Annotated in this window: 16 protein-coding genes and 1 pseudogene; 10 read left to right on the plus strand and 7 right to left on the minus strand. The window is 66.6% G+C overall.

Going from position 1 to position 19,598, the window contains the following annotated elements:
• Window positions 1-4: 4 nt before the first annotated feature.
• From WKW79_RS34195 to accB, 6 genes are read right to left on the minus strand one after another with little or no spacing between them, the layout of a single operon-like run.
• Window positions 5-1,549: an AMP-binding protein gene (locus tag WKW79_RS34195; protein WP_340339691.1), complete on the minus strand. Its 1,545-nt coding sequence runs from the start codon at window positions 1,547-1,549 to the stop codon at window positions 5-7.
• Window positions 1,546-2,004 carry a Zn-ribbon domain-containing OB-fold protein gene (locus WKW79_RS34200; protein ID WP_340339692.1) on the minus strand — a complete coding sequence of 153 codons (459 nt, stop codon included), beginning with the start codon at window positions 2,002-2,004 and terminating at the stop codon, window positions 1,546-1,548. The genes WKW79_RS34195 and WKW79_RS34200 overlap by 4 nt, the downstream gene beginning before the upstream one ends.
• A 12-nt stretch (window positions 2,005-2,016) precedes the next feature.
• Window positions 2,017-3,519 (minus strand): carboxylase, encoded by a 1,503-nt coding sequence (locus tag WKW79_RS34205; protein ID WP_340339693.1) that lies wholly within the window; start codon window positions 3,517-3,519, stop codon window positions 2,017-2,019.
• A 5-nt stretch (window positions 3,520-3,524) separates the two neighbouring features.
• Complete coding sequence (locus tag WKW79_RS34210) at window positions 3,525-4,976, minus strand: acetyl-CoA carboxylase biotin carboxylase subunit family protein (protein WP_340339694.1); 1,452 nt, start codon at window positions 4,974-4,976, stop codon at window positions 3,525-3,527.
• Entirely contained in the window at window positions 4,973-6,424 is a 1,452-nt protein-coding gene (gene accC / locus WKW79_RS34215) for an acetyl-CoA carboxylase biotin carboxylase subunit (RefSeq protein WP_340339695.1), read from the minus strand. The genes WKW79_RS34210 and accC overlap by 4 nt, the downstream gene beginning before the upstream one ends.
• Before the next feature lie 2 nt (window positions 6,425-6,426).
• Window positions 6,427-6,933, minus strand: coding sequence for an acetyl-CoA carboxylase biotin carboxyl carrier protein (gene accB / locus WKW79_RS34220; RefSeq protein WP_340339696.1), 507 nt, complete (start codon window positions 6,931-6,933; stop codon window positions 6,427-6,429).
• Window positions 6,934-7,099: 166 nt separating this feature from the next.
• Between accB and WKW79_RS34225 the strand changes: the two genes are divergently transcribed.
• The 10 genes and pseudogenes from WKW79_RS34225 to WKW79_RS34270 all read left to right on the plus strand — a co-directional run bounded on the left by WKW79_RS34225 (window position 7,100) and on the right by WKW79_RS34270 (window position 17,465).
• On the plus strand, window positions 7,100-7,327 hold the full coding sequence (locus WKW79_RS34225) for a biotin/lipoyl-binding carrier protein (protein WP_340339697.1): 228 nt from the start codon (window positions 7,100-7,102) through the stop codon (window positions 7,325-7,327).
• 14 nt (window positions 7,328-7,341) lie between these two features.
• Window positions 7,342-8,091 carry a GntR family transcriptional regulator gene (locus WKW79_RS34230; protein ID WP_340339698.1) on the plus strand — a complete coding sequence of 250 codons (750 nt, stop codon included), beginning with the start codon at window positions 7,342-7,344 and terminating at the stop codon, window positions 8,089-8,091.
• Window positions 8,088-9,665, plus strand: a complete 1,578-nt coding sequence (locus WKW79_RS34235) for an AMP-binding protein (protein WP_340339699.1) — start codon at window positions 8,088-8,090, stop codon at window positions 9,663-9,665. The genes WKW79_RS34230 and WKW79_RS34235 overlap by 4 nt, the downstream gene beginning before the upstream one ends.
• Window positions 9,662-11,272, plus strand: a complete 1,611-nt coding sequence (locus WKW79_RS34240; protein ID WP_340339700.1) for an acyl-CoA carboxylase subunit beta — start codon at window positions 9,662-9,664, stop codon at window positions 11,270-11,272. The genes WKW79_RS34235 and WKW79_RS34240 overlap by 4 nt, the downstream gene beginning before the upstream one ends.
• Window positions 11,273-11,288: 16 nt before the next feature.
• On the plus strand, window positions 11,289-12,890 hold the full coding sequence (locus tag WKW79_RS34245) for an acyl-CoA carboxylase subunit beta (protein ID WP_340339701.1): 1,602 nt from the start codon (window positions 11,289-11,291) through the stop codon (window positions 12,888-12,890).
• Between the two features lie 41 nt (window positions 12,891-12,931).
• On the plus strand, window positions 12,932-14,245 hold the full coding sequence (locus WKW79_RS34250; RefSeq protein ID WP_340339702.1) for an MFS transporter: 1,314 nt from the start codon (window positions 12,932-12,934) through the stop codon (window positions 14,243-14,245).
• The gene (locus WKW79_RS34255; protein WP_340339703.1) at window positions 14,242-15,270 is read left to right on the plus strand and encodes a YeiH family protein; all 1,029 of its coding nucleotides are present in this window, start codon (window positions 14,242-14,244) and stop codon (window positions 15,268-15,270) included. The genes WKW79_RS34250 and WKW79_RS34255 overlap by 4 nt, the downstream gene beginning before the upstream one ends.
• A gap of 12 nt (window positions 15,271-15,282) precedes the next feature.
• The gene (locus WKW79_RS34260) at window positions 15,283-15,903 is read left to right on the plus strand and encodes a carbonic anhydrase (RefSeq protein ID WP_340339704.1); all 621 of its coding nucleotides are present in this window, start codon (window positions 15,283-15,285) and stop codon (window positions 15,901-15,903) included.
• 283 nt (window positions 15,904-16,186) lie between these two features.
• Window positions 16,187-16,324, plus strand: a pseudogene (locus WKW79_RS37135) (hypothetical protein); the annotation flags it as partial.
• Window positions 16,325-16,718: 394 nt separating this feature from the next.
• Complete coding sequence (locus WKW79_RS34270; protein ID WP_340339707.1) at window positions 16,719-17,465, plus strand: tetratricopeptide repeat protein; 747 nt, start codon at window positions 16,719-16,721, stop codon at window positions 17,463-17,465.
• Window positions 17,466-18,050: 585 nt separating this feature from the next.
• On the opposite strand, the gene WKW79_RS34275 is transcribed toward WKW79_RS34270, so the two are convergent.
• Window positions 18,051-18,668 (minus strand): YbaN family protein, encoded by a 618-nt coding sequence (locus tag WKW79_RS34275; RefSeq protein WP_340339706.1) that lies wholly within the window; start codon window positions 18,666-18,668, stop codon window positions 18,051-18,053.
• Window positions 18,669-19,598: the final 930 nt, after the last annotated feature.

A 19,598-nucleotide genomic window follows, 5' to 3' on the forward strand; every position in this document is an offset into this window, starting at 1 on the left:
CCCATCAAGCGGCCACCGACGAAGCCGTGAGCCTGGCGCGCACATCCTTTTTCAGCACCTTGCCCACCGGGCTGCGCGGCAGGGTGGGCCAGAACTCCACCTGCTTGGGCGTCTTGAGGCTGCCGAAGCGCTTCCTGCACATCTCGGTGATCTCCTCGGCCGTGGCGCTGCTGCCGGGCTTGAGTTCGATCACGGCCGTGAGGCGCTCGCCCCAGTCGGCGTCGGGGATGCCGACCACGGCGCAGTCCTGCACGGCGGGGTGGCCCCAGATCACTTGCTCGATCTCGCTCGGGTAGATGTTGAAGCCGCCGGAGATCACCATGTCCTTCTTGCGGTCGACCACGTAGAGGTAGCCGTTGTCGTCGAACACGCCGATGTCGCCGGTGTGGTGCCAGCCGAAGGCGCGTGCTGCCTCGGTGGCTTCGGGGTTGTTGTAGTAGCCGCGCGAGACGAGGTCGCCACGCGCCACGATCTCGCCACGCTCACCCGTGGGCACGATGTTGCCGTCGTCGTCCATCAGTGCCACTTCGCAGGCGCCCGAGGGGCGGCCGGCGGAGGCCAGGTGCTTGTCGAGCTCAGGGTCGTTGTGCACGAAGTGGTCCTTGCGCGACAGGCAGGTGATGACGCCGGGAACCTCCGACTGTCCATAGGCTTGCATGAACACCTGGCCCCAACGGGCGATGCCCTCGCGTAGCTTGTCAACCGACATGGGCGCCGCGCCGTACAGCACGTATTCGAGCGAGGAGCAGTCGCGGGTGGTGACGTCGGGGTGCGCCAGGAGGCGATAGATCATCGTCGGTGGCAGGAAGATGTGCGTCACGCGTTCGCGTTCGATGGCTTCCAGGATCACGGCAGGGTCGGCCGAGGCAGCAATCACGTTGCGCGTGCCGAAGCGTGCCAGCGCGACCATGGTGGCGCCCGCGGCATGCGTGAGCGGTGCAACGACCAGGTGCACCGGGTCTTTCTTCGGTGGTGTGAACTGGTTGGTGATGCGGTAAGCCGTCTCCAGCGAGCGGTGGCTCTGCATGATGGCCTTCGGGCGGCCGGTGGTGCCGCCGGAGGACTTGATGAGGGCGATGTCGTCCGGCCCGCGACGGACGTCGACCCGTTGGCCGGCGAAGTCTGCCAACCATTGCGTGATGGAGGCAGCGCCGGCTTCCAGCGGCTCGACCAGGCCGATGACGCGTTTGAGCGAAGGGATCTCGGCCTTCATCTGTTCGAGGTGGGGCGCGTACTGCGAGTGGCAGACCAGCACCGCGACCTCGCAGAACTTCGCGAACCAGATGGTGTCCTCGATGGGGTCGCGCGCATTGAGCGGCACATAGACCGCGCCGCTGCGCATCACGCCGAGCATGGCAGGCAGCACCATCGGATCGTTGGGCGAGAGCACGGCCACGTGCGTGCCCGGTTGCACATCGCGCACCAGCGCGGCAGCGACGGCGTGCGATGCGTCGGCGGCCTGGGCATAGCTCATCTGCATGCCGGCGCCCTGGACGAAGGTGCGCGTGGGAAACGCCGTGGCGCCGGCGTCGAAGGAATCGATGATCATCTTGTCTCCGGGATCTCTTGTGTTTGTTTGGCAGGCGCGTCGCCGGCCGTGAGCCTGAACATCGGCAGCGCGATGTCGTCGGCGATGTTCTCGAAGCACACCTCCACGGGTGCGCCGACGGCCAGGTGCTGGAGGTCGGGCCCGACGATGCCTGCGAGCATGCGCACGCCTTCATCGAGTTCGATCATCCCGATGGCATAGGGCACGCGCGATTCGAAGGCGGGGTGGGCCGCAACGTGGCACACGGTGTAGGTGTAGACGCGGCCCTTGCCGCTGGCCTGCACCCATTCGATGTCGGTCGTCAGGCAGGTGGTGCAGAAGCGCCGCGGATAGAACTGGTGGCGCTGGCAGGTGGGGCAGTACTGCACCTTGAGGCGGCCTTCGAGGGCCGACTGCCAGTAGTGCGTGGTCTCGGCGGTGGGGATGGGAAGCGGGAGTTGCAACGTGGCGGTCACGGTCGTGCTCCTTCAGTTCGCGCAGAGCGAGAAGCCTGCGCCCGACAGGTGCACCTGCGACTTGCGTTTGGCCTGCGCCAAGCCGGACACGAGGTCGACCACCGGGTGATGCAGGCTGTAGGTGTCGTCGGTGGCGGTCGGCTTCAGCGCATTGATCTTCTCGTCGCCGTACATGTAGCGCAAGAGCAGTTCGTCGTCGCCGATGTCCTTGTAGCGCTGGCGCAGGCCGGGCAGCACCGGTTCGATCACGGGCGGTGTGATGGCCACGTCCTTCGAGCCGTTGGCGATGACTTTGTCCTTGACGTTGCCGTCGACCGGCAGCGGCAGGTCGCCGAAGTAGCCGCAGACGTACTTCTTCACCTCGTCGGGCACGACCTTGTAGCGCTCGCCGTTGAGCACGTTCATCACCGCCTGCGCGCCGACGATCGCGGGGTAGGGCGTGACCATGATGGGCGAGCCCAGTTCCACGCGCACGCGGCCGATTTCTTCCAGCACCTGGGGCATCTTGTCGGACATGCCGGCAAGCTTGAGTTGCGATTCGAGGTTGCTCATGGCGCCGCCCGCGTACTGCGTGATGTAGTGGCTGGGCTCGTACTCGGCGGGGACGCCGACCGGCTGGCTTTCACGTTCGGCCAGCGCGCTGAAATAGTCGCCGACCTCGTCGAGCAGGCGGTCGTCGACCTTGACGTCGAAGCCGATCTCGCGCAGGTTTCGGGCGATCATCTGTGCGGCGGGCAGCGAGTTGCCGTTGGCGAGCGGATCGACGGCGGTGAGGATGCTGTCGGCGCCGTGCACGGCGGCCTCGATGGCCAGCAGCGGGCCAAGGCCTGTCAGGCAGTGGGTGTTGAACTCCAGCTTGGCGCGATTGCCGATGGCCGCCTTGATGGCCGGGATCAGCGTGCGTACGCGCTCCAGCGTCAGGATGCCGGCGGCGTCGGCCAGCGTGACGGTCTGCGCGCCAAAACGCTCGACCGCCTCGCGTGCCTTGCTGGCATACAGCGCGTCGTCATAGCCGGGGGCGATGTTGTAGCCGAGCAGGTAGGTGATGTTGGCGCCAAGCCGCTTCGCCACGCCAATGGCTGGGGCGAGGTTGTCCGAACTCATCAGCGCGTCAAAGATGCCGATGTCGCGCACGCCGTTGGCGATCTGCCGCTCGACGAAGAGCTCGGTGATGTCGTCGGCCACCGGAAAGAAGCCGCGCATCAGGTTGCTGCGGATGGCCGCGCGCAGGGGCGTGCGCGGCATGCGTTGGCGCAACTGGCGGATGCGCTCGAAGGGGTCCTGGTTCAGGAACAGCACGCTCGCATCGAACTGCACCAGCGCAATCGCCTGGATCGACAGGAAGCCGGCGCGGTCCATGCGTTCGGCGATGGGCAGCATGTGCTCGGTGCGCATGCGCGTCGCCCACAGGCATTGCTGGCCGTCGCGCAGGGTGTCGTCGGTCAGGTGGACCGTGCGGCGCTTGCCGGTGCGCGTGGTTTCGGCGGCAACAAGCTGTTTGAGATGGTCGAGCATGGCTTTCAGCCCTCCGTGCCTTGAAGTTGAACCGCCACGCCGGGGCCTGTGACCTCGAGTTGGGCATAGCGCGCCGCGCGCTCGGTGAGACCGGCGATGAGTGCGTCCGTCGGGGTGGTCTGGACGTAGCGAAGGGCCTCGGCCGATGCCGGCGCGGGGTGGGTGTCAGGTTCGACACCACAGACCAGCGCGGTCACGAGTGCGGCGTCGCTGGCCGTGGGGTAGGCCGTGCGCAGTAGTTCGACCCATGGCGATTCCGTTTGGGGCAAAGCACCCACGCGACGGGCGAGCCCGGCATCGACGCTGCCGGGGGCGGCACCGTAGACCTGCTGCAGTGCGCGGCGCACGCCCGGCCGGAGTTCGGCGTAACGCGGCATGCCTTGCAGATGCATCAACGCCTGCTCCGCGATGGGCTGCGCAAAGGGGGCCAGCATCGGCGGCAAACCGAGGTCGTTGCGGATGCGCGCGCATTCGTTGGCGAAGGCGTGCAGCTTGTGCACCAGGCCCGAATCGGTGAGTTGGCGCATGCAGTGCGCGGCGATGTCGCCCGGCAACTGGTGTGCGTAGGGCGCCAGGTCGAAGACCCAGGCGCGACCGGCTTCAAAGCCGTGGCGGTCCGCGATGCTGGTGAGCAGCTTGTCGGCCTCGCGCACGGCGTGCAGGCGTTGTTCGGTCACCGGGCAGCCGGTCCTGAGCAGGCGCAGCGATTTCAGCAGCGTGCCCAGCGCGGGTGTCGAGGCGCCGTTGGCCAGTGGCGCAAAGGCCGTGTCGAGCCCGTCGATGCCGATGCGCACCGCTTCGAGCGCGATCATCGGGCCGAGCGCCGTCTGGCAGCGCAGGTGCAGGTCGAGCGGCGTAGCCCCCAGCCCTGCGCGCAGGGCGGGCAGCAAGCTCGCGAGGCGGTCGGCGGTCAGCAGGCTGGACTCGTCGCGCAGCATCACGCGGCTGGCGCCTGCGGTGGCCAGTCCCTTGGCCTGCGCCCGCAGTTCATCGTCACTCAGCGCTCCGCTGAAGGGCAGGGCGGCGATGGCGGTCAGCCCCATCGACGTGGCGGCCCGCAGCACTGGCGAGATGCGTTCCATCTGCATCAGCGGGTCGATGACGAGGACTTCGTTGACGCCGCGTTGGGAGAGCTCGGCGAGCCACAGGGTGGCCATGTCGGTCGACACCACGTCGGCACCGCGCTTGCCGTGCGAGGTCAGGAGCGAGATTGATGCGCGCAGCGCGACGGCGGGGCAGCGATCGCGGAGCAGTTCGATGCGCTGCCACGGGTTCTCGCCGCGCGCCACGCATTGCTGCATCGTGGCGTTGGAGGCCACCTCGATGGCGGCGGGTTGGGCGGCGGCCAGTTGGCTGGCGACGGCCAGCGCCATGGGCGTGGTCATCGCGCCGGCCCAGCGTGCGCTTTGGCCGTCGGTCAGGCTGACGTCGGTATGGCGCATGGTGCGTTCTGTCATGGCTGCGCCTCCGCCGAGGCTTGCGCAAGCTTGGCAGCCTGTGCCGCCGCCTTCTGCGCCGCCTTGCGCTGGGGCAGGAAGGTCTCTTCGACCCAGCGTGTGGTCACCTTGCCCTGGATGAAGTCCTCATGTGCCAGCACGGAGTCGTGGAAGGACGCCGTGGTCGTCGGCCCCTCGACGTGCAGGCCGCCCAGTGCCTGGCGCATGCGCTCGATGGCCAGCTCGCGCGTGGCCGCATGCACGATCAGCTTGCCCAGCAGCGAGTCGTAATAAGGCGGCACGGTGTAGCCGGCATAGCAGTGCGAGTCGACGCGGATGCCCTCGCCTGAAGGCACGTCCCACGCCGAGATCAGGCCAGGGCGCGGCAGGAAGTTGCGCTCCGGGTCTTCGGCATTGATGCGGCATTCGATGGCGTGGCCTTGCAACTTGACCTCGTCCTGCGTAAAGGACAGCGGCAGCCCGCCAGCCACGCGAATCTGCTCGGCTACGAGGTCGAAGCCGGTGATCATCTCCGTCACCGGGTGCTCGACCTGGATGCGGGTGTTCATCTCAAGGAAGAAGTAGCGGTTGTCGCGCTGGTCGACGACGAACTCGATGGTGCCTGCCCCGCAGTAGTTGGCATTGCGCGTGAGGCTCACGGCGCATTCGCCCATGGCCTGGCGCATGGCCGGGTCGACCGCCGGCGAGGGCGCTTCCTCGATGAGCTTCTGGTGGCGGCGTTGGGTGGAACATTCGCGCTCGCCGAGGTAGACCACGTTGCCGTGCGAGTCGGCCATCACCTGGATCTCGATGTGGCGCGCGTGCTCGATGAATTTCTCCATGTAGAGCGTGTCGTCGCCGAAGGCGGACTTGGCCTCGTTGGCGGCCGAGCTCATCAGCGATTCGAGTTCGCTTTCGTCGCGCACGATGCGCATGCCGCGACCGCCGCCGCCGGCCGTGGCCTTGATGAGCACCGGGTAGCCGATCTCGGCGCCGGCGCGTTTCGCATGCGCCCCGTCGGCCAGCGCGCCCGTGCCCGGAACCCGCGGCACGCCGGCCTTTTGCGCCAGGCCCACGGCCGTGATCTTGTCGCCCATGGCGTCGATCGACTCGGCCGAGGGGCCGACGAACACCAGGCCGGCTTCGACGCAAGAGCGCACGAAAGACGAACGCTCGGACAGGAAGCCATAGCCGGGATGCACCGCGTCGCAACCGGTGCGCAGGGCCGCTTCGACGATCTTGTCGGCGCGCAGGTAGCTTTCCGCCGCGAGCGGCGGACCGAGCACCACCACTTCGTCGGCCATCTTTGCGGCAAGGGTTTCGGTGTCGGCTTCGGACACGCCCACCACGGCCTCGATGCCGAGCGTGCGGCAGGCGCGGATCACGCGCACGGCGATCTCGCCGCGGTTGGCCACGAACACGCGGCGGATGTCGCGCTTGGCGACGGGGATGGTTGCAGTCGTGTTCATGTTCAGGCTCCCTTCGTCGGCTTGATGAGCATCAGGATCTGGTCGTGCACCACGGGCTTGCCGTTGCCCACCAGGATGCGTTCGACCGTGCCCGCCACGTCGGACTTGACCGTGTTGAACATCTTCATGACTTCGACCAGGCAGACCGTGTCGCCGGCCTGCACGGCGGCGCCGACCGCCACGAACTCGGGCTGGTCGGGGCTGGGGCGCAGATAGAAGGTGCCGACCATGGGGGCGCGTACGGCGACCAGGCCTTCGGGCACTTGGGTGAGCACTTCTGCCGCCGCCGCAGTGGTACTCGTTTCTGTTGTTACGACTTCTTGCGCTGCTTCTCCAGCGGTGAGGCGGCTTGCCGGGGCTTGAGCGGCCCGTTCGCGGCTGAAGGCCGCGGCGCCGGGCTTGCGCGCATGGAGTTCGAAGTCACCCACGGTCACGTCCAGCGATTCGAGATGTGCGGCGCTGTCGAGGATCTCGAGGATGCGACGCACGTCGGTATGGGAAAGAGGCACGGTTTTGTCTCCGGTTGCGGCGGGAGTGTCCGCCTTGTCTGCGCAGCTGTCTTGCTGCAGTGAACGAATTAAATCATGCCGATAATAGGATTGTCAACAATCATAATGTCGATTACAGTACGACCACTCCGACACGAAGTCGGGCATTTCAAAAAAGGAAATCGACATGACGACACAGACAACGATTCGCTCCGACATCACCGGCACCGTGTGGAAGATCGTGGTGGAAGAGGGCAGCACTCTCCAGGCCGACGACACCATCATGGTTCTCGAATCCATGAAGATGGAGATCCCGGTCCTCGCCCCCGAAGACGGCCGGGTGATCAAGCTCCTGATCGCCGAGGGCGCGCCGGTGCGCGAGGGGCAGGAGATCGCGATCTTCGAAGAGGCTTGAGTTCGGTGCCTGGCATGCTTGCTTCAGGAAGCGGGGCGAAGCTGATGACGCTGCCCGAGCAGATCGCCGAGCGGATCTTTTCCGCAGTGGTGAACGGCGACTACGCCCCCGGCGAGCGCATCCGCGAGGAAATGCTGGCCGAGCAGTTCGATGTGAGCCGCGGGCCCGTGCGCGAAGCCTTGCGCATCCTCGAGAAAGACTCGGTCGTGCGCATCCTTCCCAACCGGGGCGCCCACGTCACGCAGTTGTCGGTCAAGGAGGTCGGCGACATCTTCGAGATACGCCGTCATCTGGTGAGCGCCATGGTGCGCGGCATGGGCCGCCCGGACAACCGGTTGGTGGCCTGGATCGACGGCAAGGTCAGCGAGCTCGAAGTGCTTGCAAGGGCCACGGATGCAGGCGATGACTACCTTGCCATCAGCTATCGGCTCAGCCGCATGCTGGCGGAGAACTCGGGCAATGAGCGCCTGGCCGACATCCTGACCTCGCTCGCGCGGCAAACGCGGCGCTATTCGAAGCTGGGCCTGGCCACCGCCAGCCGCCGCAGGGAATCGGCACGACTGTGGCGCGCCACCGCCGATGCGATGAAGGCGGGAGACATCGACCGCGCCGCTGCGGCCATCGAAGAAATGATCGACGCATCCGAGCGCGAGGCCGTCCGGCAATTGCAGCCGAGGAAGACGGCCAGCCGCCCATCGACCCGCAAGGCCGGGTCCGCTGCATCCGCAGCGGACGACCACCCCACACAGGACATCCATCCATGAGTTCCACCCGAATCGCAGGGCACGCCCTCTCCTGGGCCGCCGGCCAGTTTCGCGACCGCACCGCGGTCGTGTTCCGTGACCGCAGCTTCACCTACACGCAGATCGAACGGCGCAGCAACCAGCTGGCCAATGTGCTGATCGGCTTGGGTCGCCGTCCCGGCGAACGACTGGCCGTGCTGCTCAACAACTCGGTCGAAAGCATCGAGGCGCAGTTCGGCGCCGAAAAGGCTGCGCAGGGCTACGTTGCCCTCAATGCCCGCCACACCGTGCACGAGCAGGCGGCGATCCTGAACGACGCCGAGGCCTCGGTGCTCATCGCCGGGGCCGAGTTCCGCGACTCGGTGATGAAGGTGCGGTTGCAGGTGCCGTCGTTGCGCGTCGTGATCGGCGTGGGTTGGCAGGATGCCAGCGTGCTCGATTACGACGCGCTGCTGGCGCGCGCTTCCGACCGGGCGCCGCATCTCACGGTGCCGGCCGACCTGCTGCTGCGCATCGCCTACACCTCGGGCACCACCGGCAAGCCCAAGGGCGTGGCCTACAGCATCGAGCGCTGGGAAGCCCGCCTTGCCAACCATTTCGCCGCGATGGAATACGGACTGGGCATCGATGACGCGATGCTGCATGTCGGCCCGCTCACGCATGCCGCCGGCGTGCACCTGCTGCCGTGCTACCTGCGCGGCGCGCGAAACATCGTCGCGGACAAGTTCGATGCCGAGCAGGTGCTGGCGCAGATCGGCAGCGAACGCATCAGCCAGTTGATGATGGTGCCGACCATGATGGGCCGCCTGCTCGAAGCGGTGTCCGCCAACCCCGGCGCGGACCTGTCTTCCCTGAACCGCGTGCACTACGGCACTGCACCGACGCCGACGAGCATGGTCCACGAAGCGCTCGAACGCCTCGGCCCCATCCTTCGCCAGCAATACGGCATGACCGAGGCGGTGCAGCCCCTGTGCGTGCTCTATCCGAACGACCACCTGCAAGACGGCCGGCCGTCGGAGCGCATCACCTCCTGCGGACGCCCGACGATGGACGTCGAGATCACCGTGCGCGGTGCCGATGGCCGCCCGGTGGGGCAGGGCGAAGTGGGCGAGATCGCGATTGCCCACCGCGGCATCGGCGAAGTCGCCTTCTGGCGCCGACCGGACCTCGAAAGCGAATCGATCCGCCATGGCTGGTACTACAGCGGCGACCTCGGCCGATTCGACGAGGAAGGCTTCCTCTACATCGTGGGCCGCAACAAGGACATGATGATCAGCGGCGGCTTCAACGTCTATGCACGCGAAGTCGAAGACGCGCTGCACACGCACCCGGCCGTCGCCGAGGTCGCCGTGCTCGGCCTGCCCGACACCGAATGGGGCGAAGTCATCGCCGCCTTCGTGGTGCGCCGCCCCGGCGAAAGCATCGATGCCGCGGCGCTCGCCCGGCACAGCGGCGAGCTCATCGCCGGCTACAAGAAACCACGCGTGATCGAGTTCGTCGACGCGCTGCCGCGCAACCACGCCGGCAAGGTGACCAAGAACGACCTGCGCGATGCGTACCTCGCGCGCCATCCCGAAGGAGCCCTTTCCAAATGAACACCACACTCACATCCGCACCCGTCGCAACTGCAGTCCAGGCTGGCGACTGGGCAGAAGACCTCCAGGAGCTCGTCGAGCGCCGCGCCATCGCGAATGCACTGGGCGGCGAAGAGCAGGTCGCCAGGCACCATGCGCTGGGCAAGCTCACGGCGCGCGAGCGCATCGCACATCTGCTCGACGCCGGCAGCTTCGGCGAGCTCGGCGCGCTGGCTGGCGCTGTCAAGTACGGCGCGGATCGCAAGCGCGCGAGCTTCACGCCGAGCAATGCGGTGGTCGGCATCGGCAAGATCGATGCGCGGCGCACGGTGGTCGCGGCCGACGACTTCACCATCCGTGGCGGTTCGTCGGAAGGCTCGGTGTCCGAGAAGTGGATCTACGCCGACCGCTACGCCTGGGAATACAAGCTGCCGCTTGTTCGCATGATCGACAGCGCCGGCGGTAGCGTGAAGCTGCTCGACAAGCTCGGCCACACCAAGATCCCCGGCTACGCGATGTTGCCGATGACGCAACTGTTGGGCGTGGTGCCCGTGGTCGGCATCGCGCTCGGCGCCTGCGCCGGTCTGGGGGCGGTGCGCGTGGGCGCCTCGCACCTGGCCATCATGATCCGTGGCAAGAGCCAGATCTTCGCGGGCGGCCCGCCGGTGGTGAAGCAGGCGCTGGGCATCGACATCGACAAGGAGGCCCTTGGCGGCTACGACCAGATGCACCGCTATAGCGGCGTGGTCGGCCTGGCCGTCGACACAGAAGAGGACGCGTTGAAGGCGACGCGCAAATTCCTCTCCTACCTGCCGGGCAACGTGTGGGAGCGCCCGCCGGTGGTGGCTTGCGACGATCCAGTCGACCGCTGCGATCCGTGGCTCAACAAGGCAATCCCCGCTGACAAGCGCAAGGTCTTCAACCCGCGCAAGATCCTGAAGTCCATCTTCGACGAAGGCTCGATCTTCGAGATGTCGCCGGACTTCGGCGGCTCGACCATCACCTGCTTCGCGCGCCTGAACGGCCACGCGGTCGGCGTGCTGACCAACAACCCGATGATCATGGGCGGCGCACTGACCCGTTCGGCGGCCCTGAAGATGGCGCGCTTCGTCGACCTGTGCGACACCTTCCACCTGCCCATCGTCAACCTGGCCGACCAGCCGGGCGTGATGACCGGCGCCGACGCGGAGCGCGAAGGCGCCATCTCGGCGGCATTGCAGGCGATGCATGCGATCGAGCAGTCGGGCGTGCCGTGGCTCGCCATCGTGCTGCGCCGTTGCGTCGGGTTGGCCGGGGCGATGCTGAGCCCCCTGCACGGTCCCTCGGGTACTTCGCTGCCCAACCGCTATGCGTGGCCGTCCGCACGCTGGGGTTCGATTCCGGTCGAAGGCGGCGTGGCCGCGGCGTACAAGAAGGACATTGCCGCTGCCGAAGACCCGGTGGCGCATCGCCTGGACCTGGAGGCGCACTACCACGCGATCTCTTCCCCGATGCGAACGGCCGAACGCTTCGGCGTGCTGGACATCATCGAGCCGGCATCGACGCGCCCCTTGCTGTGCGCCTGGGTGGAAGACGCGTACCAAGCCACCGGCCGGCGCCTCGGCCCGGTCGGCCGCACGATGCGCTGAAGCGGAGGCAGCTCACATGAACTCCACGCTGATGGACATCGCGACCGCGCGCGGCGCCCCTGCTGCCGCAGCCAAAGACTCCAGGACCTACGAAGAGCAATGCGCCGAACTCGATACGCGCACCCGCACCGCACTGGCGATGGGCGGCGAAGCCAAGCTCGCGAAACGCCACGCCAGCGGCCACCTGAACGCCCGGGAGCGGATCAAGCAATTGTTGGACGATGGCTCGTTCAACGAATCGGGCATGCTGGCCGTCTCGGTGGTTCCGAGCGATCGCGACTCTACCCCGGCCGACGCCAAGATCACCGGCACCGGCCGCATCGAGGGGCGCCGCGTGGCCGTGGTGTCGAACGACATGACGGTGATGGGCGCGTCGTCGTCCGCCATCAACATGCGCAAGATCGCCCGCCTCAAAGAGACGGCCACCCGTAACGGCATGCCGCTGGTCTTCCTCGGTGAATCGAGCGGTTCGCGCGTGCCCGACAGCCTGGGCGCCGAGGCGATGGCCGGCGCGGGCCAGGACCCGCAGCAGTATTGCCGCCGCCGCGAGATCCCATGGGTCAGCGCAGTGCTCGGCCCGTGCCTGGGTTCATCGACCTGGTACACCTGCCTGTCGGACTTTGTCGTCATGCGCAAGGGCGCGTTCCTCGCGGTGTCCAGCGCGCGGGTCACCTCGCTGGCCATCGGTGAAGCCGTGGACCCCGAAGAGCTCGGTGGCTGGAAGCTGCACGCCGAGCAAACGGGACTCGTGGACGCGGTCGTCAACAGCGACGAGAAAGCGCTGGCCGCGATTCGCCGCTTCCTCAGCTACCTGCCTTCCCATTCGAGCGCAAGGCCGCCCAGCTTGCCGACCGCCGGGGCGGTCGCACCCGACGCCGACAGATTGCTCGAACTCGTGCCCTCCGCACGCAGCAAGACCTACGACATGCGCAAGGTCATCGCCGGCATCGTCGACGAAGGCAGCTTCTTCAACCTGAAGGACCGCTTCGGCCGCGCCGCCGTCACGGGCCTGGCGCGCCTGGACGGCGAAAGCGTCGGCATCGTCGCGTCGAACCCCATGTTCAAGGGCGGCGCGATGGACCCGGACGCCTGCCGCAAGGTCACTTCCTTCCTGGTGATGTGCGACTCCTTCAACATCCCGGTCATCTTCCTGGTCGACACGCCTGGCTTCCTCGTGGGCCTCGAAGGTGAGCGCAAGGCCGCGCCGGCGCACATCATGAACATGATCCATGCGGTGCAACTGTGCAGCGTGCCCAAGCTGTCGCTGATCCTGCGCAAGAGCTTCGGGCAGGCGTACATCAACATGGGCGGCGGCCGCAACAGCGACGAGTCTGCAGCCTGGACCAGTGCCGACGTCAGCTTCATGGATCCGCACATCGGCGTGAGCGTGCTGCATGGCATCCAGCGTGAAGACGCGCCTGGGCACTTCGACCGGCTCAAGACCGATCTCTCGCGCGACACCTCGGCCTATGCGCTGGCCGGTGCCTTCGGCGTGCAGTCCGTGATCGCGCCGCAGCAGACCCGGGCCTGGCTGATCGACGCCCTGGCCACCCACCGCCGCGACCGCAATGGCGGCATCGGACAGCACGAGATGCGCTCGTGGCCGACCTACATCTGAGCAAGCAAAAGCAGCTCACACCCCAACAAGAGACGACAGTCATGAACCCCACCCTCTCGGCGGAATCCGCCAACCTCGACGCGCTCGACGACAAGCGCCGCATGCCACGCCTCTACGCCTGGTCCGTCTTCGCGCTCACCTTCGGCCTGATGATGTCCGACTACCTGTCGCGGCAGGTCATCGGCGCGGTGATGCCCGCCCTCAAGCTCGAGTGGTCGCTGCTCGACTCGCAACTGGCCATGCTGGTAAGCGTGGTTTCCCTCGTGGTCGGTGTGCTGACCGTGCCCATCTCGCTGGTCGCCGACCGCTGGGGGCGGGTCAAGAGCATCACGCTGATGGCCTTCGTCTGGTGCCTGGCAACCATTGCCTGTGGCATGGCGCATAGCCATGGACAATTGCTGTGGGCGCGGGCCTTCGTGGGCATCGGTGAGGCGGCGTACGGCGCAGCGGGTGCCGCCTTGCTGGCGCATGTGTTTCCTGCCAGGCAGCGCGCCGCAGTGCTGGGGGCTTTCCTGTCGGCGAGCCTGTTCGGCTCGGTGCTTGGCGTGGTGATCGGCGGTGCCGTCGCTGCGCAAGCCGGCTGGCGCATGGCCTTCTTCGTGGTGGGGGCGCCTGGCTTGCTGCTGGCATTGCTCTATCCCTTCGTCGTGCGCGACTACAAGACGGTTGCCCTGGACAGCACGAAGAGCCAAGGCAATGCAAGTGCCGAAAGGCCGGGCTTTCAGCGTGTGGTGCGGGAGGTCTTCGCCTCGCGTGCCGGCAACTTCGCCTTCCTTGCGAGTGGCCTGCAGATGGCGATGCCCGCGATGCTGATCGCCTGGCTGCCGACCTACTTCAGCCGCTACCACGACATCGATCTGAAGAAGGCCGGTTTGATGGCCGGTGTGGCGGTGCTGGCCGCCGGTGTCGGCATGATCTTCGGCGGGGGACTGGCAGACCGGCTGAGCGCCAGAAACCCGAGGCGCCGGGCGCTGGTGCCCGCCGTCTACTCGGTGCTGACGGCCGTGGCGCTGATGGGCGCGTTTGCCTTGCCTCCTGGTCCGCTGAGCATGGGACTGATCTTCCTCGGCGCGTTGTTTGCCGCCGCGCAGGGCGGCTGCTCCAGCGCCATCGTGTGCGACGTGACGCACCCGGGTGTACGGGCCACGGTCGCCGCGACGATGGCCCTGGCCAACAACCTGATCGGCCTTGCACCCGGCCCACTGATCGTCGGCATGCTCTCGGACCACCTGGGCCTGAAGCTCGCGATGACGCTGACGCCCATGCTCGCACTGGCCGCCGCCTTCTTCTTCGTGCTGTCCTCTCGCAGCTACGAGGCGGATGCGGCGCGCATCCGGGCGAGGGTCGCGGCATGAACCTCTCGCTGAGCCTGCCGGCCTGGCGCGAACCGGCGCGCAGCAATTTCCACGGCGTACTGATGTCCGTGGTGGTGGCGGTGGCTGCCATTTCGCTGGCGGAGCACTACCACGTCTCCGCGATGCTCTTCGCCCTGCTGCTGGGCATGGCGTTGAACTTCCTGTCGACCGAAGGGCGCTGCGTGCCGGGCATCCGCTTTTCCGCCAGCACGCTGCTGCGGATCGGCGTGGCGCTGCTGGGTGTGCGCATCACGCTGGGCCAGGTCAGCGCGCTGGGCGCGATGCCGATCGCGATGGTGGTCGTCTCCGTCGCGCTCACCATCGGCTTCGGCATCCTGCTGGCGCGCCTGATGGGCTACCGAAACCGCTTCGGCGTGCTGACCGGCGGGGCAGTCGGCATCTGCGGCGCCTCTGCAGCGATGGCCATTGCGGCGGTGATGCCGGCGCAGGCACACGACAACGTAAAAGAGCGCGCCACCATCTTCACGGTGATCGGCGTGAGCACGCTGTCCACGGGCGCGATGGTGCTCTATCCGATGATCGTCACGCTGCTCGGGTTCGGACACGAGGCCGCTGGCGTCTTCCTGGGCGGCACCATTCACGACGTGGCGCAGGTCGTCGGCGCAGGATACGGCATGTCTAAGGAAACCGGCGACGTCGCGACCATCGTGAAGCTGTTGCGCGTCGCGATGCTGCTGCCGGTGATCCTGGTCATCACGCTGTCGTACCGCAAGGACCACGCGGCGGCTGACGCCAGCGGGGCCAGGCCCCCGCTGCTGCCGTGGTTCGTGGTGGCCTTCGCGCTGCTGGTCGGCCTCAATAGCGCGGGGCTGATCCCGGCGGCGTTGCAGCAGGCATTGCAGACCTTGTCGACTTGGCTGCTGGTGATCTCGATGGCGGCGATCGGCATGAAATCGCACCTGAAGGACTTCGCGACGGTGGGCATGAAGCCGATCGTGCTGATGGTGAGCGAGACCGCGTTTCTCGCCCTGCTGGCCGTCGCCTTCATTTATTTCGCGCGTTAAGAGATGAACATCATGATCACAGCAGAAGAAGCCTTGCAGCGCCTGCGCGAAGGCAACGAACGCTTTGCCTCGGGCATCGGCAGCGCGGAGACCTTCCTACGGCGCGTGCAGCGCGCCCGCACGGACTTCAAGCAGGAGCCCTTCGCGATCATCATCGGCTGCTCCGATTCGCGGGTGCCGGTGGAGATCGTGTTCGACCAGGACCTGGGCGACCTGTTCGTCATCCGCGTCGCCGGCAACATCGTCTCGCCCTCGCAGTTGGGCAGCGTCGAGTTCGCCGCTGCGGCCTTCGGCACGCCACTGGTGGTCGTGCTCGGCCACTCGAACTGCGGCGCGGTGCTCGGCACGCTGGAGCGCCTGCGCCGGCCGGCCGAGGCCCGCTCGCCGCACATGCGCTTCATCGCGGAACGCATCGAGCCCGCGGTGGCTGGCTTGCTGGCGCCGGAGCTGGGCTACGACCGACAGACTTTGATCTGCAAGAGCGTGAAGGCCAACGTGCGCCAGTCCGTCGCGCAGTTGCGCAAGGGATCGAAGATCCTTGAGGAACTGATCGAGGCCGGCAAATTGCGCGTCGTGGGCGCCGAGTATTCGCTCGCGACGGGCCGGGTCGCGTTCCTGGACGACGCGGATTGAAGCCACGTGGCCGCGGATCGCCTGAATGCCGCAGGTCTATTTCTTGCGGCAGAGTGGGTGGCGGGTACAGTGCAAGCCGTAACTCGTAGCTCCCCTCTCACTCGGTTCTGACTGGAGGATGTCGATGTTGAAACCTGATTCCAGACGCCCGCGTGTCGCCGTCATTGCGCTGCTGGTCGTCATCGCCGCCTGCCTGGCCTGGATCGCCCAACAGCGCGGCTGGTTCGAACGCCATGACCTGCTCTACGTCGAGGCCCCCGATGCCGCCGGAATGACCGAGGACATGCCGGTCACGAGCCGCGGCGTGGTGGTCGGCAGCGTTCGCCACATCGCGCTCACATCGTCGCAGCAGTCGGCCGAGCATGGTGCACGGATCGAACTGCGCATCGGACATACGCACATGCAGGGCATTCCCAGGGGCAGCACGGCGAAGCTGGTGCGCGAGTACTACATCGGCAAGCAGGCCATCGACCTGCTGCCTCCCAGCGCCCCGGCGCAGCCCGTGAATTCCGGCGACGTCCTCGCCTTCGAACGCGGCAAGGACAACAGCCGGATCGTCGAGGAGATCCAGGCAGCATTGATGCCGGTGATCGCCGATGCGCGCAAGCTGACCGACAGCCTCAACGATCCCGAAGGGCCCCTCCAGCAATCGCTGAAGGCGGGGCAGGAGGTCGTCGAGAAGCTGCCCGCCCTGGCCGAGAAGACACGTGATGTGATCGACCAGGCCCAGGAAGGCGTGAAGTCCATCGAGAGCGGCGCGCGGGCCACCTTGCAGCAGGCCGGCCGCACCATCGCCCCCGCGCTCGGCGGCCGACATCCGGGCCCAGGGCTACAACACGCAGGGGATGGATCGCTACAAGGCGGGCGACCTGCCACGTGCGCTCAGCTACTTCGAGCAGGCGCTGGTGGTCGCGCGGTCCATCGAGGACGAGGATGCCATCGCCGCCACCCGGCTGAACCTTGCGATGGTCCATCTCGGCATGGGCCAGCAGGACGAGGGCCTGAAGCAACTGGACCTGGTGATGGACGAACGCCGACTTGCGTTCAGCGCCGACCGGCGTGCCGAGGCCGCATTGCGGCGCGCGATGGCGGTGCAGGCCAGCGATCCCGCAGGCGCGGGTCAAGCGCTCGACCGCGCCGGGGTGCTGTGTGGCAACAGTTGCGCTGTCAGGGGAAAGGTCCTCAACCTGAAGGCCTGGCTGGCGTTGAACGCGGGGAAGCCGGCGGAGGGCTTGCGCTTCGCGCAGCAAGCCCAAGGCGCATTGGCCAAGGACGATGCGCTGGAGAAGGCCAACGCACTGCGCCTGCAGTCGAGTGCCCACATTGCCCTCAAGGCGCCTGCTGCGGCGTTGCCCCTGCTGCAGGAAGCCCTCAAGATCGACAAGGCCGCGGGCGCGAGCGGCAAGATTCACCAGGACCTGCTGCTACTGGGGCAGGCGTCTGCGGACCAGCCGGCGCTCGCGACGGACTACCAGACCCGGGCACGCGACGTGGCGATGGCGGCCGGCAATGGGGCGGGGTCCGGGAAGGAGCCCACGAGCTTGTCGGCGCGATTGCCTTAGCCGATGGGTGGCAGCGGTGCGCCGAGTCTCCTGCGGAGGTGAGGCCACACGTTTCGACGACTGGGGGAAAGCGAATCTCCTCAGCACGTCGGCCGATCGCCCACACTCCAATGCGGATTGAGGCGTTCGGCAAAAGTCGGCTTAGTGGGGATGCAGTCACTCGCTGAAAAGACGCGAATGACTGCAGCCAGTCTGCACCGCTAGTTCGCGCCTGCCGCTTGAATTCCCGCTCGTGGCCCACTCTCACCGATCGCATTGCTGCGGTCTCGATCACAAGTCCCCGTGCTCGCGGCCGCGGAGGTCAGGTCACGATCATCCCCGCTTATCGTGACCTATGCCAAGGTTCTACTCGGCCTAACGCGGCGCGACACATCAATCATTCGTGCGAGCCGAATAGGGCACGCTCCACCGGTCGGCAATGGACAGGGGCCCTTGGATCACCTTCATGTGGCGCTACATCTTCTATGAATTCAAGTCGGGTTCGCAGCTTCAGGACTCCGATGGGCCGATGATCGGCGCGACGTTCCGGTGGAAGCGCGACGCTAGACGGGCTGGGTGGCGGTCAATTGCAAAATGTCGTATGGCTCATCTCGCAGTAGCACGAGCAACAATTGACAGCATGACTGTCACCCACGGATCCAGCACTATCGCCGCGCCAATGGCTCGTGGCCCACGGCCGCCAGCGGCTCGGGGGCGCGACCACAGCCAGGCAGCCACCAGCGCCATGCACAGCGGCACGGCGATTCGGGCGGCCAGAGGCACAGGCAGGAACTGAAGCAGGATCGCACTGCCCATCATCCCGATGCTGGCGGCCCATTTGGCCCTGCGCGGCACAAAGCCGCCCTCGCGCCATTGGCGGACATGGACACCGTAGCGCGGATGCCCGACCAGCCACGACTCCAGCGCCGGCCAACCGCGGCCCGCGGCCCACGCTGCGACCAGCACGAAGGGCACTGTCGGCATGACGGGCAGGAAAACGCCCAACAGGCCCAGCAGCAGGCAAAGCACGGCCAACGTACGCCACAGCAGTGTCGCGACAATCCGCCGGAGCACAGGGTCGGCCGGTAGCGGGGACGCCTGCCCGTGCTCCGGCCGTGCCGGCTGCGGCCGCGCCTCGCCCGACACTCGCTCTGTCATGGCCTGACCGCCGCACTGTGCACCACCGGCGGCCAAGCCGGCGTTGGCGGGATTGTCCCTTGCCATGTTGACCTCCGTTCGTGGTGGGGAGTGGCCCCACAATCCCCAAAGTGTCCGGCCGCATTTGCACGAACTTCTGGACACCGTGCGTAGGCATGAGACGCATTGTGCAATCGGAGACGTTGTCGCGCAAAAGGAAGGACCAGTTCGGCCTCCGAACGCACGCTGCTGGCGGCAATGCGTACCAAGGCTTTTGGATGTGTCGTTCCGGCGAGGATCAAGTCGGCCCATTGAAGTCGGGGCGTGGGTGATCATGGGCGTGTCCGCACGCCCGTCAGGCAGATGAGTGTCGTCAGCTTGAGCCCCACCCGCTTGAGGCGACGAACGTCAATGACCTTGATTCCTTGGAGTGGTGGCAATCAAGACGCCATTCGTCGAATTTTCAGCGACAACTCGAAGATCTCGTTGTCAAGCTCTTACAACGAGCTGAGCTCGAACAAGAAGTCGTCCTGAAAGCACGCACCGAAGAGGCAAGTGCCCGATACCCATCGGTTCGTGGCTCCAGTTCAAAATGCCGCGGCATATGGCGCCTGACCGGCAGGTCAATGCGACTTCCCATCAAGATTGCTGCGCGGATCAGTCCGCGTTCGACTATCCCGCGTGGGTCAGGGCGCCTTGACGGCCGAACAGGTCCACAAAGCGACCTTGACAATCCTTGCATTCTCGACGGCTCATGACATGGCGAGCGATCAGTTGTTGGCGATGGTGGCACGCGAAGGAAAGCATCTAGCGCTCGTACGGCATTGAGTCCAAACGGCGAGAACCATCGACTGTATGCGAGTGCGTCCGCCAATGGCGCTCACGCCGTCACGATATGTCAAGATGTGAAGTTGACCCGATTTCGCGGACACCCGATCCTTACGGATGAAGGAGTCCGATATGCCCACACCGAAGCCTCCGTACCCGGCGGAATTCCGTCGACAGATGGTCGAGCTG

Source organism: Variovorax robiniae, from assembly GCF_037889955.1.
GTDB classification, from domain to species: domain Bacteria; phylum Pseudomonadota; class Gammaproteobacteria; order Burkholderiales; family Burkholderiaceae_C; genus Variovorax; species Variovorax robiniae.

Excerpts from the sequence above, each read along its gene's own strand:
- WKW79_RS34275 (WP_340339706.1), bottom strand. The coding sequence starts at position 18,668 with ATGGCAAGGGACAATCCCGCCAACGCCGGCTTGGCCGCCGGTGGTGCA.
- WKW79_RS34245 (WP_340339701.1), top strand. The coding sequence starts at position 11,289 with ATGAACTCCACGCTGATGGACATCGCGACCGCGCGCGGCGCCCCTGCT.
- WKW79_RS34210 (WP_340339694.1), bottom strand. The coding sequence starts at position 4,976 with ATGACAGAACGCACCATGCGCCATACCGACGTCAGCCTGACCGACGGC.
- WKW79_RS34230 (WP_340339698.1), top strand. The coding sequence starts at position 7,342 with ATGCTTGCTTCAGGAAGCGGGGCGAAGCTGATGACGCTGCCCGAGCAG.
- WKW79_RS34205 (WP_340339693.1), bottom strand. The coding sequence starts at position 3,519 with ATGCTCGACCATCTCAAACAGCTTGTTGCCGCCGAAACCACGCGCACC.
- WKW79_RS34225 (WP_340339697.1), top strand. The coding sequence starts at position 7,100 with ATGACGACACAGACAACGATTCGCTCCGACATCACCGGCACCGTGTGG.
- accC (WP_340339695.1), bottom strand. The coding sequence starts at position 6,424 with ATGAACACGACTGCAACCATCCCCGTCGCCAAGCGCGACATCCGCCGC.
- WKW79_RS34250 (WP_340339702.1), top strand. The coding sequence starts at position 12,932 with ATGAACCCCACCCTCTCGGCGGAATCCGCCAACCTCGACGCGCTCGAC.
- WKW79_RS34235 (WP_340339699.1), top strand. The coding sequence starts at position 8,088 with ATGAGTTCCACCCGAATCGCAGGGCACGCCCTCTCCTGGGCCGCCGGC.
- WKW79_RS34260 (WP_340339704.1), top strand. The coding sequence starts at position 15,283 with ATGATCACAGCAGAAGAAGCCTTGCAGCGCCTGCGCGAAGGCAACGAA.
- WKW79_RS34255 (WP_340339703.1), top strand. The coding sequence starts at position 14,242 with ATGAACCTCTCGCTGAGCCTGCCGGCCTGGCGCGAACCGGCGCGCAGC.
- WKW79_RS34240 (WP_340339700.1), top strand. The coding sequence starts at position 9,662 with ATGAACACCACACTCACATCCGCACCCGTCGCAACTGCAGTCCAGGCT.
- WKW79_RS34195 (WP_340339691.1), bottom strand. The coding sequence starts at position 1,549 with ATGATCATCGATTCCTTCGACGCCGGCGCCACGGCGTTTCCCACGCGC.